We start from the raw sequence: 15755 nt of genomic DNA on the forward strand, positions 1-15755 counted from the left end.
GCATGTGTGGTCGGTTCGTCGTCGCCAACGTCGCGTCGGAGCTCGTCGGCGTTCTCCGCGTCGACACGATCAACCCCTCGCTCCCCGCGCCGTCGTACAACATCGCCCCGATGAGCACGGCGGCCATCGTGCTCGACTCCGCCAAGACCGAACCGCCGACGCGGCGACTCGAGCCCGCGAGATGGGGTCTGGTTCCCGCGTGGGCGAAGGATCCGAAGATCGGTGCCCGCGCCTTCAACGCCCGCGCGGAGGAGCTCGAGGACAAGCCCATGTTCCGCGGTGCTCTCATCAAGCGCCGTGCCGTCATCCCGACGACCGGCTACTACGAGTGGAAGCAGCTCGCCGACGGCAAAGAGCCGCACTTCATCCACCCGGCCGACGACTCGCCATTGTTCCTCGCGGGGCTGTACGAGTGGTGGAAGGACCCGAGCAAGGGCGATGACGACCCCGACCGCTGGCTGCTGAGCTTCACCATCCTCACCCGCGACGCGATCGGCGCTCTCGGTTCGATCCACGACCGGATGCCCCTGTTCCTCGACGCCGACTTCGCCGATGCGTGGCTCGACACCGACACGGAGAACGTCGGCGACATCCTGGATGCCGCGATCGACGCGGCTCCCGAGCTCGCCCAGACCCTCGACACCCGGGTCGTCTCCTCCGCCGTCGGCAACGTGCACAACGACTCGCCCGCGCTGATCGAACCCGCGTGAGCGCCGCGACGCCCCTTCGCGCATCGGAGTGCGTTCTCACCCGCGACGACTGGAAGTCCCGCGAGCGCAGTCACACCGAGCGGGCCGATGCGCTCACCGCCGGACGTCGCGCCCGAGCCGCTCGGGGCCGGACCCATCCGGTCGAGGATTTCCTGTTCACCTACTACGGCTACAAGCCCGCGCTCCTGCGTCGCTGGCATCCGGGTACGTCGTACGCGCTGGCGGATGCGGGGCACGAGGCTCGTGCCGGCTGGCGCTGGTATGTGCGCGGAGAGAACGACTCCGTGCGTGTCGATGCACGCGCCTTCGCTGCCGAGAAGCGGTTGCTGCTAACCGGTGTCACCGCGATCCTGGAATCCACCCGCGGGCGCAGCGCGCAGTACGGCTGCTTCGGGATGCACGAGTGGGCCATGCTCTATCACTCCCCGACGTCCCGCCACGCTGTGCCGCTGCGGCTGGGATCGGCGGGCACGGACGCCGTGGTCGAGTCTCACGAGCTGAGGTGCACGCACTACGACGCCTTCCGCTTCTTCACCGACGATGCGGTGTCCCGCAATCGTGCGCTGCTCGCGCGCGGCACCCAGGCCGCCCATGAGCAACCGGGCTGCCTGCACGCGGGCATGGACCTCTACAAGTGGGCGGTCAAGCTCGGTCCGCTCGTGCCCGGCGTCACCCTGCTCGACACGTTCGAGCTCGCCCGCGACATCCGGACGCTGGACATGCGGGCCTCGCCGTATGATCTGCGCGACTGGGGCTACGAGCCCGTCACTGTGGAGACGGCGGAGGGCAAGGCCGTCTACGTCGCCGAGCAGAGGGCGTTCACGCGCCGGGCCGAGCCGCTGCGCGAGCAGCTGCTGGCCCACGTCCGCTGGGCGTTGGCCGCTTGAACGGGCCGGCTCAGCGCACGGCGGCGACGTCCCGGGGAAGCAGCACCCGGAGCGAGAACCACTCGGCGCCGCCGTCGACCGACACCGACCCGCCGTAGGTCTCCGCCGCCGCCTCGATGTTGCGCAGCCCGTACCCGTGCCCGTCGCCGACCTTGCGCGTGAGGATGCGACCGTCGCGCCGACGCAGGTGCCCGTCGAACGTGTTCTCCACCCGTAGCATCACGAAGTCGTCGTGCGCGAAGAGGGAGAACTTCACCATCCGCTGCGACTCGGGAAGCCGCGCGGTGGCTTCGAAGGCGTTGTCGAGGGCGTTGCCCGCGATCGCGGTGATGTCCAGCGGCCGCAACCGCGCCAACAGCCGCCCGTCGGCGACGGTGGCGACGTGGATGCTCTGTTCTCTGGCGTACATGAGCTTGGCTGTCAGCACAGCGTCGAGCACGTCGTTGCCCGTGCGCACCTGCGTCGCGTAGTCGCGGATCGACGTCTCCAGATCGTCGAGGATGCGCAGGCGCGACTGCGGATCCTGCTCGGCGCGGATCGCATCGAGGTGGTGCTTCATGTCGTGGTACTTGCGGTTGACCTCGTCGATCGTGCGGCGCGACATCTCGTACTGCTGGTGCTGGCTGGTCAGCAGCCTGGCCATCGCGTCGGCCTCGCGGCGCGCCTGGAAACCACGGCGCACCTCGTGCTGCACGTAGAGCGCGATGTAGCCGCAGAGATCGACGAGCGTGCGGATGTAGAGGATCTCGTGACCGATGCGGCCGCTGAACGGCGTCGCGGTGGTCACGAAGCTGAGGTTCGAGATGATGAACGTGGCGGTCGCGATCGAGAGCGCGGCGACGAGATCGGCGTAGCCCACCTCGAAGACCTCGCCCCGCACCAGGTGACGCCGCTCGGCGAGCCAGGCGAGCCCCAGCATCCCGCCGTAGACCACCACCATCATCGTGGCCTTCACCTCGGCAGGCGCATCCAGGTAGAAGCGGTCGAGCTGCCAGTGGATGGATGCGGTGAGCTCCGCCAGCACGAACGCCCGCGCGGTGAGGTAGCCCGCGGTCACCGGCGAGACCCGCAGCGTCGTGTACAGCATCGCGAACATCACCAGCACGGCGGCCAGCATCCCGGGGATCCATAACGCGAGCGAGAGGCGCCCCGCTGCTTCCTGCACCGCGAGCAGCGCGAGCAGCCCCACGGCGGACGCCGCCGCCGTGATCCACCAACCGGCCCGCCGCGCGACGATCAGCACGAAGACGAAACAGGCACCCCACTCCGCGATGGCGGTGAAGCTGCGAGGGATGTCCGCGACGTACAACTCGTTCATGCCGTGATCCCGCGCGTGCCGATGTAGCCGGCCAGGGCGGCGAGGAAGTCCTTCTTGCGCGGCCGGCTGACCTGCAGCCGCACCCCACCTCGGATGCGGCAGTCGTTGCCCTCCACCCCGGTCACGTGGCGGAGGTTCACGAGGTAGCCGCTGTTGCAGCGGAAGAAGTCCTCGCCCTCCAGGTCTCCCTCCATCGCCTTCAGCGACGTCGCCACGGTGTAGTCGCCGTCCAGCGTGTGGATCAGGACGTTGTGCTTGGCGCTCTCCAGGTAAAGGACGTCGGCGATGTCGAGGCGGTGCCTGTCGCCGTCGGCCGCGGTGAACAGCATCTGCCGGCGTTCGCGCCTGCGCAGACGCACGAGACAGCGGCCGAGCTCCTGGGCGAAGACAGGGTAGGAGACGGGCTTGAGCAGATAGCTCAGCGCATCCACCTCGTAACCGCTGACCGCGTACTGCGGGGATGCGGTCACGAAGACGATGAGCACTTCGCTGTCGACCTCGCGGATGCGTCGCGCGGCCGTCATACCGTCCACACGCGCCATCTGGATGTCCAGCAGCAGGATGTCCCAGTCGGGGCGGTAGTCCTCGATGATGTCGCGTCCGTCGCGGAACGCCCCGATGTGGAAGCGATCGCCGTGCTCACGCTGGAACCGGTCCAGGTGCGACAGCAGGCGGTCGATGCTGGCCGGATCGTCTTCGACGACGCCGATGCGGATCATGCTCTGTCTCCTTCCTGGTCTGTTCTCAACTGAAGCCGACGTAGCGGCGGGCGAGGTGGTACGCGGCCCGCGTCACGTGCCGTCCCGCGTATCCCGGCAGGTTGCTTCCCGCGCACACGAGGCTTCGCCGCAGATGACCGTGGATGCGGGGACGGTCGCGCTTGACCTCCCGCCAGAAGGCTCGGCGCACCGCGAGGTGCTGTGCAGTGCCGCCGAGCGCGAGTGTGGCGCTCACGGTGGCGCACAGCGCGCGGACGTAATGCAGCTGCGCGGCGTAGAGCTGTGGCGGGACCCGTCCGGCACGCACGTCCTCGACGCTCGGCAGGGTCTCGAGCGCGAGCCGGTTCACCCGCAGCTGCTGATCGACACGAGCCAGCATGACCTCCGGAGCGACCGATTGGCCGGCACGACCGATGTAGTAGTGGTACAGCGGAACAGGCAGGTAGTACATGCGGCGCACGCGTGCGAGCGGACGCAGGACGTACAGGCTGTCGACGTAGAACGTGTGACGCGGGAGGTGCAGACCCACCTCCCGCAGCAGAGCTGTGCGGTAGATGACCGCGTGCATCATGAGGTACTGCCGACGCGCGAAGCGCTGCGTGTCTTCCCAACCGAAGACGCGATCGACCGGGAAGACGGTGTCGAAACGCGTCGCGCGCGAAGGCTTGCCGACGCGATCGTGCACGAAGTCGGTGAGGAACGCATCGACTCCCCCGGTCTCCTCCAGCCGTTCGAGAACGTCGAGCACTCGAGCGAGAGCGGCGGACGACAGCCAATCGTCGGCGTCGAGCACCTTGAGGTAGCGACCGCGCGCGTGGGCGACACCGGCGTCGATCGCCGCTCCGTGCCCGCCGTTTGCCTGGTTCACCACGCGGATCCGGTCGGGGTGGGTATGCGCATATGACGCGGCGAGCAACCCGGTGGCGTCCGTCGAGCCGTCATTCACGATGACCACCTCGACGCGCGCGTCGCTCGCACAGAGCGCGGCGAGAGCGCGACCGAGGAACTCTGCGCAGTTGTAGGCGGGCACGGCCACCGTCAGCAGGGGCGATGACACCGGGGCACCCTCCGTCCGGCGCCGCGCGCGGCGATAGGAGGCTGCACGCACGGCGATGATGACGAGCCGGTCGCGGGGTCGACCGGTCTCCACCTCGATCGTAGACGGGACGCCGTTCACGTGCGGAAACCTCGACTCGTCTCAGCTGAACCCGACGACGCGACGAGCCCAGTCGTAGGCGAGACTCGTCGCGCGGCGCCCGGCCTGGCCGGGGAGGTTGCTCACCGCTCCGAGAAGGCTGCGTCGCATCCGCGTGTACAGCCAGGGGTTCTCCGCGCGCACCTCTCGCCAGAAGCGGTCGCGCTCGACGAGGTGGCCCGCGGTCCCGGCACGGGCCAGGGTCGCGCTCGTGACCGCGCACACCCCCTCCACGTGGTGCAGAAGGGCCCGGTACAGCTGCGCCGGCACCTCACCGCGAGCGACCGCGTGCGGGGAGGGAAGCGCGGCGAGAGCCAGCCTGTTCACCCGCAGCTGCTGCTCCACCCTCCGCACCATGACCTCCGGCGCAACCGACTGCCCGGGCCGGCCCACGTGGTAGCGATAGAGCGGGATCGGCAGGTACCGCATCCGGCGCACCCTCGCCAACGGCGTCACGACGTAGAGGTTGTCGACGTAGAAGGTGTGCTCGGGCAGGCGCAGTCCGCTCGCGCGCACCAGTTCCGTCCGGTACACGATGGCGTGCATCATCAGCACCTGACGGCGTCCGAACCGTTCCGTGTCCGCCCACTCGAACACGCCGTCGGAGGGGAACACCGAGTCGAAACGAGCCGGCCGCGCGGATTTGCCGACCCGTTCATGCACGAAGTCCGTGAAGACCGCGTCCACATCCGCATCCTCGAGAGCGACGAGCTCGCGCACCAGGGTGGCGAGCGAGGCGATGTCGAGCCAGTCGTCCGCATCCAGGATCTTCACGAACCTGCCGCACGCGTCGGACAGCCCCGTCGTGATGGCACCGCCGTGCCCGCGGTTGGGCTGGTGGATCACCCGCCGGGATGCGGGCCGCCGCGCGGCCCACTCATCCGCGAGCAACCCGGTGGCATCCGTCGAGCCGTCGTCGACGACGATCACCTCGACGCCGGCGACCGCGTCGAGCTCCGACAGGGCGCGCCCCAGGTAGCCCTCGGCGTTGAAGGCCGGAACCACGATGGACAGTGCCGGCCCGACCTGCGGGCGGTGCGTCATCGCTCGACCTTGTCGCCGGGCTCCGCCACCACCTCGACCTCGGTCGGCACCTGGCGGAAGATCACCTTGAAGATCGGATAGAACACCCAGAACGAGATGGCCGCGTTGATGATCATCGTCAGCACGTCCGCCACGACCGATCCGCTCGAGCCCCATCCGAGGGTCACCATGAAGAAGTCGTAGATGGGCGCCTTGTAGAAGCCCTGCGCGGCGGCGGCGATGAAGGTGATCGCCACATAGGCCACCGTGTACCAGCCGGCCGCGACCCACACGGAGGTGTTGGACTTGAACGTGATGTTGCGCTGCAGGAAGAAGTTGATGACCTGCGCGATCAGCAACGTGATCTGCACCGCCAGGAAGTACGCCAGCCCGCCGCCGCCGGCGGGCAGCGCGCCCGCCGCGTAGTCGAACATGTAGTACTGGCTGCCGTCGACGTTCGAACCGACGGGGAGCACCTGGAAGCCGACGTCCGTGAGTCCCGTGAAGCTCGCGAAAGCCCACCGGAAAATCGGCATGAGCGCCAGCTGCAGCACAGTGACGCCGTTGGACAGCAGCAGGAACATGATGAACTTCGACAGTTCCGGACGTGAGGTCTGGAATCGACCCCACCACTTCGAGATGGCGGTGATCATCGTGCGCTCCTGTTCCCTGCGGCGGCGTCGAACGCCTTCTTCGTCGCCTTCTCATCGCGTCGACCGCCGAAGTAGGCGACGATCACACGCCCGAGGCCACGCAGCGTCTGCCCGTTCACCAGCGTCAGCACGGCTCCGGTGAGCCGGCGGGTGGCGAGCCCGCCGCTCATCTTGGAGATGACCCGGAACGGGCCGTTCAGCAGGAACAGCACGTTCAGGTCGGGGGTGCCGGCCGCGTCTGCTTTGCGACGCCGGCCGTCGAGGATGCGGAATCCGAGTCGGCCGAGGGGGCTGCGCGACTCGGCGAGACGATCCATCGGGTCGTTCTCCCCGAGCGGTCCGTTCGGCCACTGCGGGTCGGGGATCTCACGCCCCAGAAGCACAGCGAACTCCGCATCTGTCGGAGCGACACCGGTACGAGGCGAGGGCGCGAGCGCCACACCGTCGCGCTCGACGGTCGCTATGAGATCCAGTGCGCCCACGTGTGCGCCGACCGCGATCTCGTACGTGCCGCGCTCGACGACCCAGGTGTTGGTCGCGGCGTCGAAGACGCGGAACGTGCGGTCACCGAACGCAAGTGCGACGCGGCGCGACTCCCCCGGCTCCAGCCGCACCTTCGCGTAGCCCTTCAGCTCGCGACGAGGACGCGCCAGGGCGCTGTCTCCGACGCGTCCGACATACATCTGGACCACGTCGCTCCCGGCACGGGAGCCGGTGTTCGTGACCGTGACCTCGGCGCCGTCGGCATCCACCGCGAGATCCGCGTAGGCGAACCTCGTGTAACTCAAGCCGTAGCCGAACGGGAAGGCGACAGGAATGCCGGCCGTGTCATAGTGCCGGTAGCCGACGAACGGTCCTTCGCGATACTCCGCGGTGCGAGCAGAGCTCGGGAACGTGTCGGCCGTGGGGGTGTCCTCGAGAGCTCGAGGCATCGTCTCTGCCAGCCGCCCGCCCGGGTCGACCGTGCCGGTGAGCACATCCATGACGGCCTCGGCTCCTGCCTGGCCCCCGAGGTAGGTGTGCAGCAGCGCGGCCGCATCCGTCGCCCACGGCGTTGAGACCACGCCTCCGGCGCTGATCAGCACGACCGTCCGCGGGTTCACTCGGTGCACGTCGCGCAGCAGGCGAACCTGCTCTCGTGGCAGATCCAGCGTCGCGCGGTCCATCCCCTCCGACTCGGCGATCTCGGGGAGCCCGAGGCTCAGCACCACGACATCCGCACGTCCGGCGAGCGTCAGGGCCTCCGCACGCAACGCCTGGTCTGCGCGGCCATCGCGGCGGAACCCTTCCGCGACGCCCACGACGTCGAGGGTCGAGTCCGGCAGGACGTCGGCGAGTGTCGGCAGCATGGTGGGGTTCACCAGCGAGGATCCGGCGCCCTGGTAACGGGGCGCGGTGGCGAACGCACCGACGAGGGCCACCGTGGTGCCGGCCGCGAGCGGCAGCAGGTCGCCTTCATTGCGCAGCAGCACGGTGGACTCTGCGGCGGCCCGGCGAGCGAGCGCGTGATGCGCGGGAAGATCGATGATCGCGGCCGCGCGCGCCGTCACGCTTCGCACCAGGTCGATCAGCTCCGCGACGCGGGCGTCGAGGTCTGCCACCGCGAGCCGGCCGGACTCCACCGCAGCCACGATCTCGCGCGCGGAGTCGAAGCCCGGCGAGGGCATCTCCAGTGCGGCGCCGGCGGCGACCGCGGCGACCGCGTCGTTGGAGCCGCCCCAATCGGAGATCACCGCACCGTCGAAGCCCCACTCGTCGCGCAGGATCTCGGTCAGCAGGTGCGCGTTCTCGTGGGCGTAGACGCCGTTGACGAGGTTGTACGAGGACATGATCGCCCAGGGGGCCGCGTCGCGGACGACGATCTCGAAAGCGGTCAGGTAGATCTCGCGCAGCGTGCGCTCGTCGACGACGGAGTCGCTGACCATGCGGCGCAGCTCCTGGCTGTTGACCGCGAAGTGCTTGGGGGTGGCGGCGACGCCTTCGGACTGGATGCCACGCACATAGGCGGCGGCCAGGCGGCCTGCCAGTTCGGGATCCTCGGAGAAGTACTCGAAGCTGCGGCCTCCGAGGGGGCTGCGCTTGATGTTGAGGCCCGGTCCGAGCAGGACGCCGACGCCCTGCGAGGATGCTTCGCGGCCGAGAGCCGCACCGATCTGCTCGGCCAGCTCGTCGTCCCAGCTGCCGGCGATCGTGGCGGCGGTCGGGAAGCAGGTGGCGGGTTCCGAGCCGTTGATGCCGAGGTGGTCGGCGGAACCGACCTGCTTGCGCACACCGTGAGGGCCGTCAGCCAGCCACACCGGCGGCAGCGCGACGCGTTCGATCGCTCGCGTCTGCCACGTGTTGGCGCCGCTCAGCAGGGCCGCTTTCTCGAGCAGCGAGAGACTCGCCACGAGCGAGGGGGTGTCTTTCACAATGGGTCTTTCTTGGTCGTTCGCGTCGCGCGTCGAGCGCGGGAGGACAATCGCTGTTCGGGGCCGGGCGCGGCGGCCCGGCCCCGAACGTGCCGTGTCAGGACGAAGCGAGCTCGTCGTTGACCGTCACCGGGCGATTGCGATGACGGCGGACGCGGACGATGATCCACACCACTCCCGCGGCCACCAGCAGTGCCAGCACGACGGTGCCGACCGTGATCCAGATCTCCCACGATGCGGGCTGGTACGTCAGCGTCGCTCCCGGAGCCATCCCGTTCACCGCGTTGGAGTTCGCAACGGTGTACAGCAGGTTGTGGGCGGCGTAGCGGATGTTGGACTGCGCGAAGGCACTCTCCGTGTCTTCGACCGTCTTCATCCCCGCGAAGGTCAGCATGTGGTCGGTGCCGCGAGCGGCCCACGCCTCATCGACATACATGTAGGGATAGAGGTTGAAGTCGGTGATCACGAAGCCCGTGAAGCCCCACTCGCCGCGCAGCACGTCGTGCATGAGCGCCGCGGAGCCACCGGCCCACGTGCCGCCGATGCGGTTGAACGAGCTCATCATGGCGGTGGCACCGATCTCGGCGGTCTGCTTCGTGCCGTCGGCGTCGTAGTACGACAGCTCGCCGCTGGCGTTCTTGGCGATCATCTCGAAGGGCTTCAGATAGATCTCACGGATCGTCTGCTCGGTCGCCCACGTCGCGATGCCGTTGCCGTTGACGCGGTTCGTCTCTTGGTCGTTCATCGCGAAGTGCTTCGTGAACGAGTAGACGCCCTTCGTGAGCGCGCCGTCCACAGCAGCCGTGGCCAGAGCCCCGGACAGCACCGGGTCCTCGGAGTAGTACTCGAAGTTGCGGCCGGCGAACGGAGAGCGATGCAGGTTCGCGGCAGGTGCGTACCAGCCGTTGGCCCCCATCGTGAGCGCTTCGTTGCCGATCGCGACACCCATCGCGTTGGCGAGTTCGACGTTCCACGTCTGTCCGAGCAGGTACTCGGACGGGAAGGCCGTTCCGGTCCACAGATCGGGGTTGATGAACGAGCTGAATCCGGCAGGACCGTCGAGGTCGTTCGTTCGGATCTTGCCGATGTCCGGGAGACCGGCCGTGTTGTACGCACCCGAGGTGAGCATGTCGACGACCTCGTCCAGCGTGAGCTGGTCAAGCAGGGCGTCCCACTTCGGGTCGTCGTACGCGAGTCCGCGCATGTCGACGAGTGAGACGTTGCCATCTGCGCCCCAGACGGGCGTCTCGGAGTCCGTGTCTGTCGCAGCGGCCGCGGCGGCATCGTACGGAGCGAAGTCGGCGATCGTCGCCTCACTCCCCTCGAAGTCGGCTCCTTCGGGCGCCTTCGGGAACGTCCCGGCGAAGTCCGCACGGGACAGCGCAGTCACCTTGCCCTCGGAGAAGGCCGCGGTGACATCCTCGAAGTGGTTGGTCGCCGCCGTCTCGTCGCTCGCGCGCCCCTCGGTGTAAGTGACCTTCTCGTCGACCGTGTACGTGATCGGAGCAGTGCCCGCGGCGACCGTGTGCGAGTCGTTCTGGACCTTGATCTCGTAGACGCCGGCGTCGAGCACGTACGCCCCGTCGCCGGTGCTGTCGTAGGACGCCATCTCCTCGACGGGAACGGTGAGGGTCACCGTCTCCGACGCGCCGGGCTCGAGCAGGCTCGTCTTCGCGAACGCTCCGAGCACGACGGAGGACTTCTCGACCCCGCCCGGCGTGTAGGGCGCCGTGTAGTAGAGCTGCACGACATCCTTGCCTGCGACCGCGCCGGTGTTCGTGACGCTGACGTCGACGGAGATGTCGCCGTCCACATCGCCGAGGCGCTGTCCGGTGATCGCCTTGTCGAAGCTCGTGTAGCTGAGCCCGTAGCCGAACGGATAGACGACGGCCTGGTCATAGTCGATGAAGCCTTCGACAGCCGCGGTCTCGTAATAGCGGTAGCCGACGTAGATGCCCTCTTCGTAGTCGACGAAGTAGGCGTCGTCGACGTTCGTGTAGGCGAAGTCGCCGAAGTTGACGAAGGTCGGATCAGCGGTGAAGTCGCGCGAGAACACGTCGACCGTGCGCCCCGAGGGGTTGATGTCGCCGCTCAGGATCGGCCCCAGCGCGTTGAATCCGTTGACTCCAGGAGAGCCTGCCAGGATGATGCCGTCGATGCCCTCGTCGTCCTGGAGAGGACCGAGCTCCATGGACGTCGATGCGTTCACGACCACGATGACGTTCTCGAACTGGCTCTTGGCGAGTTCGAGCAGGTCCTTCTCATCTGCGTTGAGCTCGAGCTGGTGCTGACCGGGCTCTGCGCGCTCGTCCCACTTCTCCATGTTGGTGGCGAGATCTCCGCCTTCGCCCCCGGCACGGCCGATGACGACGATCGCGGCGTCCGGGAACTCCGCGAAGCTGTCGCGCGAGGCCTGCGAATAGTCGGCGACCGGCATCTCACCGATGTTGTAGTTCGACTCCTCGGGCTTGTCCATGACGATGTTCGTCCGGCCGCCCTCCGCCGCGGGGTTCGCCTCGGCGAACCCCGCGAGCTGGTCGTAGACCGTCCCGTTGACCGTGAAGCCGCCGTTCTCGATGCCGGCCTTGATGTTCACAGCGGTGCGGGTGTCCGCCGTTCCGGAACCGGAGCCGCCGTAGACAGGGTCGGCTGCGCCGCGGCCCAGCAGCGTGACGGCACCGGCCGCCAACGGCAGAGTCCCGTTGTTCTTGACGAGGGTCATACCCTCACCCGCGATCTCCTCCACGAGTTCGGACGACGCGCTCTTGGCCTCTTCATTCGTCGCGTAGTCGGCCGTGTAGTACTCGGTGTCAAGCTTGTCGCCGTCCGCCGTGTTGCTGATCGCGTAGGTTCCCGCGCCCATGTACGACTCGATGGCTCCTCGATACATCCCGATCGCGATGTTCGCACCGATGGCGATGATTGCCACCACGGCGACGATCGGGATCCAGATCGCGAGGAACCTCTTGTTCGACATCGGCTTCCGAGCCGTCGTTGAACTCACTGTGTTCTCCTCTGTGTGCAGACCTCCGTCATCGGAGGACGGCCCGGGCGTCAGCGCACCGGTGCCGAGTCCTATTTCACGCGCTCGGCACAGCCCGCATCGCGCTCACGCACAACCTGTCGCTTTCGGCGCACGAACTGTCCGCTACCCGGACCGTGAGGCTGTCGATGAGCGCGGAAGACGACGGAAGGCCCCCGCATCGCGGAGGCCTTCACATCTTGAGGGTGGACCTGAGGGGACTCGAACCCCTGACCCCCTGCATGCCATGCAGGTGCGCTACCAGCTGCGCCACAGGCCCTCTGTCACCCGTCCGGGCAACTCATTCAGCTTACAACACGGATGAGTCGTGAGCGAAATCAGCCCGGTCACTCCGGGCGCGTCGGCACCGGCAGGTCGATGGGCACGGTCGGGCAGTCCTTCCACAGGCGCTCGAGGCCGTAGAACACCCGCTCCTGCTCGTGGAAGACGTGCACGACGAGGTCGCCGAAGTCGAGCAGGATCCAGCGTGACTCCTCGCGGCCCTCACGGCGCAGACGCTTGACGCCGTGCTCGAGCAGCTGCTCCTCGATCTCGTCGGCGATCGCTGCCACGTTGCGCTCGTTGCGCCCCGTGACGAGCAGAAAGATGTCGACGAGGGGCAGCGGCTCCGAGACGTCGAGAGCCACGAGGTCCTCGCCGCCCTTCGCGTCGGCCGCGCGCGCAGCGATCTGCAGCACCTCGACGGATGCGTCGGTGAGGGTCATGAGAAGAGTCCTGTCGATACGGCGAACACCAGCACGCCGACCAGCGCGAGCGCAAGCGCACCGGCAGTGATGGCGAGCACGAGCATGAGGCGACTGCCCTTTTCGGGCGCCGGCGGACGGATGATCTCGTCCGCGCTCTTGATGGTGCTGATCGCGGCGCTGGCCGCGATGGGAGTGGGAGAAGAAGCGGGCGGCAGTTCGCCGTCCACCAGAACCGCGTCGGCTTCCTTGCCGTCGGTGGTCCCGGGCGCGTGTCCACGCGAACCGAGCCCCTCCGGCAACGCGAAGGTGCCGGTGATGAGCACCTCTCCGGTCGCTGCGATGGGCGATGTGAACGCGTCCGCCGACGGCGTCTGCGAGAGGATCAGGGCATTCGGCGTCGCGATGCTGCCCGTCGAGCCCTCCCGCGTCAGAAGGTGGTCGAAGGACGGAGGGAGCGCGACGTCGGGGACACCGCCTTCGAGCAGCGCGGAGCCGAGCTGCGGCGACACCACGGGCGCGGGCTCGTCCGCAAGGGCCGCCTCGGCCGTGGCCAGCGGAGTCTCGTCGGCCGGCCGCTCATCCGCGCTGGGGGTGAACAGCGCCGTCATGCCGCCGGTCTCCGGAGCCGACGAGTCCTCGTCGGCAGGCTTCACGGTCGGCGCCTGTGCCTGCGCGGCGGTGTCGGGGGTGATGACCGGCACCGACGCGGTGCGGATGCGCTCCTGCTCACGCGCCTGACGGCGGGTGAGAGGCGAGACGCCCAGGTCGACGCTGGCATCCGCGCGGGGGGCGGGCGGGACGACGGCCGGCGCGGCGGCGCGCGGAAGCGGGGCGGCCGGCTCCGGCTTCGGCTCGGGTTCGCTCGCGGGAGCGTCCTGCGGGTTCTGGATCGGGGTCGATCCGGTGTTGCGCAGGTCGCGCATCTGGCGCCGGGTCAGCGGCGGAGTGCTGGGCTGGTCAGGGTTGCTCATGCCTTACTCCGGTAGAGGTGGTGCTTCGCAATGTACTGGACGACTCCGTCCGGAACGAGGTACCACACCGGTTGTCCGTTGTGCACGCGGTTCCGACAGTCCGTCGAAGAGATGGCCAGGGCCGGGATCTCGAGCAGACTCACGTTCTTGCTCGGCAGACCAGCCGCCGATAACGGGTGCCCGGGCCGGGAGACCGCCACGAAATGGGCGAGGTCCCACAGTTCATCATGGTCCCTCCAGCTGAGAATCTGCGCCACGGCGTCGGCACCCGTGATGAAGAAGAGCTCGGCATCGGGACGCTGCGCCTGCAGGTCCCGGAGGGTGTCGATCGTGTACGTCGGCCCGGAGCGGTCGATGTCGACCCTGCTCACGCTGAAGTCGGGGTTCGAGGCGGTCGCGATCACCGTCATGAGATAGCGATGCTCGCTCTCGGTGACCTGCGACTTCTGCCATGGCTCGCCCGTGGGGACGAAGATGACCTCGTCGAGGTCGAAGGATGCGGCGACTTCGCTCGCCGCGACAAGGTGTCCGTGATGAACCGGGTCGAAGGTGCCGCCCATCACCCCGATGCGCGGCGCTCGACCTGCACTCATCTGCCCGAGAGTCAGTGGCCGTGTCCGCGCGGCTCGAGATCGGCGGCGTGCTTCTTGGCGTACGCCTCGGCCTTGTGCGCGTGACGGTTGGCGACGTTGCGATACGACAGGGTCACGAGCGCGAGGGCGGTGAAGACGAGGAGCGCGAGGATCCCGTATCCGACGGTCTCCGCGGCGACGTTACCGTGGTGCTCGGCCTCCTCGGCGACAAGGGTGAGGAAGGGGGCGAGGCTCATCGGTTCTCCGATCGATCGGTGGGGCGCACGGGCGCTCCCAGCTTAGTCTGTCAGCCGCGTACCTGCCCGGAGCCGCGGACGACCCACTTGGAGCTCGTGAGCTCCCGGAGTCCCATGGGTCCGCGGGCGTGGAGCTTCTGGGTGGAGATGCCCACCTCCGCGCCGAAACCGAACTCCCCGCCGTCGGTGAAGCGCGTGGATGCGTTCGCCATCACGACCGCGGAATCCACCTCGGCGAGGAAGCGCTCGGCGCTGACCTCGTCGTCCGTGATGATCGACTCGGTGTGGTGCGTCGAGTAGCGACGGATGTGGTCGAGTGCCGCATCCAGGTCGTCGACCACGCGCATCGCGATGTCGAGACTCAGATACTCCGTCTGCCAGTCCTGCTCGTCGGCGGGGACGACGTCGGGCGCGAGCTGCGCCACCGTCTCGTCACCGTGCACCGTCACACCGGCCTGCTGCAGGGCCGCCACCACAGGCCCGACGACACGCTCCGCCGCGCCCCGGTGCACCAGCACCGTCTCGGCGGCGTTGCAGACGCTGGGACGCTGCGCCTTGGCGTTCACCACGATCGTCTCGGCCCGCTCCAGCGGCGCGCTCTCGTCGAGGTACACGTGCACGACGCCGGCACCGGTCTCGATGACGGGCACGGTGGACTCGGTCACGACCGTCTCGATGAGCTGCGCGCTGCCCCGGGGGACGAGCACGTCCACGACGCCGCGGGCATGCATGAGCTCGGTGGCTCCGGCGCGCCCGAAGGCGTCGAGCGTCTGGATCGCCTCCGGATCGACGCCCTCCTCCGCCAGCGCGCCACGCATGGCCCGCACGAGGGCCGCATTGCTGAGCTCGGCGGCGGTTCCGCCGCGCAACACGACCGCGTTGCCGGATCGCAGCGCGAGCGCAGCGATGTCGACGGTCACGTTGGGCCGCGCTTCGTAGATGGAGCCGACCACACCGAAGGGGACGGAGATCTTCTGAAGGTTCAGCCCGTTCTCGAGGGTCTTCTCCTCGAGCAGGCGTCCGACCGGGTCCGGCAGCTGCGCGACCTCCCGAACAGCCTGCGCCAGGGCGTGCACGCGTGCGGCATCGAGGCTCAGCCGGTCCAGCAGCGCGGCGGAGAGACCCTGCTCGCGCCCGCGATCGAGGTCCTCGCCGTTGGCCGCGACGATCTCGTCCGTCGCCGCCTCCAGCGCGTCGGCGATGCCATCGAGCAGGCCGCTCTTCTGCGCGTCCGAGAGCCGTGCGATCTGGCGCGAAGCGGTCTTCGCGAGCAGCATCCGCTCGCCTGCGGTGACGGTCGTCAGACTCAT

14 protein-coding genes and 1 tRNA gene are annotated in these 15755 nt (G+C 68.4%); 2 read left to right on the top strand and 13 right to left on the bottom strand.

Annotation, left to right across the window (positions count from 1 at the left end):
- Nucleotides 1-2: 2 nt before the first annotated feature.
- On the top strand, nt 3-710 hold the full coding sequence (locus SK224_RS10085; protein WP_320434550.1) for an SOS response-associated peptidase: 708 nt from the start codon (nt 3-5) through the stop codon (nt 708-710).
- Nucleotides 707-1597: a 3-methyladenine DNA glycosylase gene (locus tag SK224_RS10090; protein WP_320434551.1), complete on the top strand. Its 891-nt coding sequence runs from the start codon at nt 707-709 to the stop codon at nt 1595-1597. The genes SK224_RS10085 and SK224_RS10090 overlap by 4 nt, the downstream gene beginning before the upstream one ends.
- 10 nt (nt 1598-1607) lie before the next feature.
- On the opposite strand, the gene SK224_RS10095 is transcribed toward SK224_RS10090, so the two are convergent.
- The 13 genes from SK224_RS10095 to SK224_RS10155 all read right to left on the bottom strand — a co-directional run bounded on the left by SK224_RS10095 (nt 1608) and on the right by SK224_RS10155 (nt 15755).
- Nucleotides 1608-2915 (bottom strand): ATP-binding protein, encoded by a 1308-nt coding sequence (locus tag SK224_RS10095; RefSeq protein ID WP_320434552.1) that lies wholly within the window; start codon nt 2913-2915, stop codon nt 1608-1610.
- Nucleotides 2912-3634, bottom strand: a complete 723-nt coding sequence (locus SK224_RS10100; RefSeq protein ID WP_320434553.1) for a LytTR family DNA-binding domain-containing protein — start codon at nt 3632-3634, stop codon at nt 2912-2914. The genes SK224_RS10095 and SK224_RS10100 overlap by 4 nt, the downstream gene beginning before the upstream one ends.
- 25 nt (nt 3635-3659) lie before the next feature.
- Nucleotides 3660-4691 (bottom strand): glycosyltransferase family A protein, encoded by a 1032-nt coding sequence (locus SK224_RS10105; RefSeq protein ID WP_320434554.1) that lies wholly within the window; start codon nt 4689-4691, stop codon nt 3660-3662.
- A gap of 141 nt (nt 4692-4832) precedes the next feature.
- Nucleotides 4833-5873 (bottom strand): glycosyltransferase family A protein, encoded by a 1041-nt coding sequence (locus SK224_RS10110; RefSeq protein WP_320434555.1) that lies wholly within the window; start codon nt 5871-5873, stop codon nt 4833-4835.
- On the bottom strand, nt 5870-6505 hold the full coding sequence (locus SK224_RS10115; protein ID WP_320434556.1) for a hypothetical protein: 636 nt from the start codon (nt 6503-6505) through the stop codon (nt 5870-5872). Before SK224_RS10115 ends, SK224_RS10110 begins: the two co-directional genes overlap by 4 nt.
- A complete protein-coding gene (locus SK224_RS10120) occupies nt 6502-8916 on the bottom strand; it encodes a glycoside hydrolase family 3 C-terminal domain-containing protein (RefSeq protein ID WP_320434557.1) in 2415 nt (804 codons plus the stop codon). The genes SK224_RS10115 and SK224_RS10120 overlap by 4 nt, the downstream gene beginning before the upstream one ends.
- Before the next feature lie 97 nt (nt 8917-9013).
- Nucleotides 9014-11920, bottom strand: a complete 2907-nt coding sequence (locus SK224_RS10125) for a glycoside hydrolase family 3 protein (RefSeq protein ID WP_320434558.1) — start codon at nt 11918-11920, stop codon at nt 9014-9016.
- A 225-nt stretch (nt 11921-12145) separates the two neighbouring features.
- Nucleotides 12146-12218, bottom strand: a tRNA-Ala gene (locus SK224_RS10130).
- 67 nt (nt 12219-12285) lie between these two features.
- Nucleotides 12286-12663: a ribosome silencing factor gene (gene rsfS, locus SK224_RS10135; protein WP_137416807.1), complete on the bottom strand. Its 378-nt coding sequence runs from the start codon at nt 12661-12663 to the stop codon at nt 12286-12288.
- Nucleotides 12660-13616 (bottom strand): hypothetical protein, encoded by a 957-nt coding sequence (locus SK224_RS10140; protein WP_320434559.1) that lies wholly within the window; start codon nt 13614-13616, stop codon nt 12660-12662. The genes rsfS and SK224_RS10140 overlap by 4 nt, the downstream gene beginning before the upstream one ends.
- Nucleotides 13613-14209, bottom strand: coding sequence for a nicotinate-nucleotide adenylyltransferase (gene nadD / locus SK224_RS10145; protein WP_234073027.1), 597 nt, complete (start codon nt 14207-14209; stop codon nt 13613-13615). The genes SK224_RS10140 and nadD overlap by 4 nt, the downstream gene beginning before the upstream one ends.
- A gap of 11 nt (nt 14210-14220) precedes the next feature.
- A complete protein-coding gene (locus SK224_RS10150; RefSeq protein WP_307318542.1) occupies nt 14221-14445 on the bottom strand; it encodes a hypothetical protein in 225 nt (74 codons plus the stop codon).
- A gap of 50 nt (nt 14446-14495) precedes the next feature.
- Entirely contained in the window at nt 14496-15755 is a 1260-nt protein-coding gene (locus SK224_RS10155; RefSeq protein ID WP_320434560.1) for a glutamate-5-semialdehyde dehydrogenase, read from the bottom strand.

It is taken from the genome of Microbacterium sp. BG28, assembly GCF_034044005.1.
In the GTDB taxonomy this organism is placed as follows: Bacteria; Actinomycetota; Actinomycetes; order Actinomycetales; family Microbacteriaceae; genus Microbacterium.

Excerpts from the sequence above, each read along its gene's own strand:
- SK224_RS10085 (WP_320434550.1), top strand. The coding sequence starts at position 3 with ATGTGTGGTCGGTTCGTCGTCGCCAACGTCGCGTCGGAGCTCGTCGGC.
- SK224_RS10095 (WP_320434552.1), bottom strand. The coding sequence starts at position 2,915 with ATGAACGAGTTGTACGTCGCGGACATCCCTCGCAGCTTCACCGCCATC.
- SK224_RS10100 (WP_320434553.1), bottom strand. The coding sequence starts at position 3,634 with ATGATCCGCATCGGCGTCGTCGAAGACGATCCGGCCAGCATCGACCGC.
- SK224_RS10110 (WP_320434555.1), bottom strand. The coding sequence starts at position 5,873 with ATGACGCACCGCCCGCAGGTCGGGCCGGCACTGTCCATCGTGGTTCCG.
- SK224_RS10115 (WP_320434556.1), bottom strand. The coding sequence starts at position 6,505 with ATGATCACCGCCATCTCGAAGTGGTGGGGTCGATTCCAGACCTCACGT.
- rsfS (WP_137416807.1), bottom strand. The coding sequence starts at position 12,663 with ATGACCCTCACCGACGCATCCGTCGAGGTGCTGCAGATCGCTGCGCGC.
- SK224_RS10140 (WP_320434559.1), bottom strand. The coding sequence starts at position 13,616 with ATGAGCAACCCTGACCAGCCCAGCACTCCGCCGCTGACCCGGCGCCAG.
- nadD (WP_234073027.1), bottom strand. The coding sequence starts at position 14,209 with ATGAGTGCAGGTCGAGCGCCGCGCATCGGGGTGATGGGCGGCACCTTC.
- SK224_RS10150 (WP_307318542.1), bottom strand. The coding sequence starts at position 14,445 with ATGAGCCTCGCCCCCTTCCTCACCCTTGTCGCCGAGGAGGCCGAGCAC.
- SK224_RS10155 (WP_320434560.1), bottom strand. The coding sequence starts at position 15,755 with ATGAGTCTGACGACCGTCACCGCAGGCGAGCGGATGCTGCTCGCGAAG.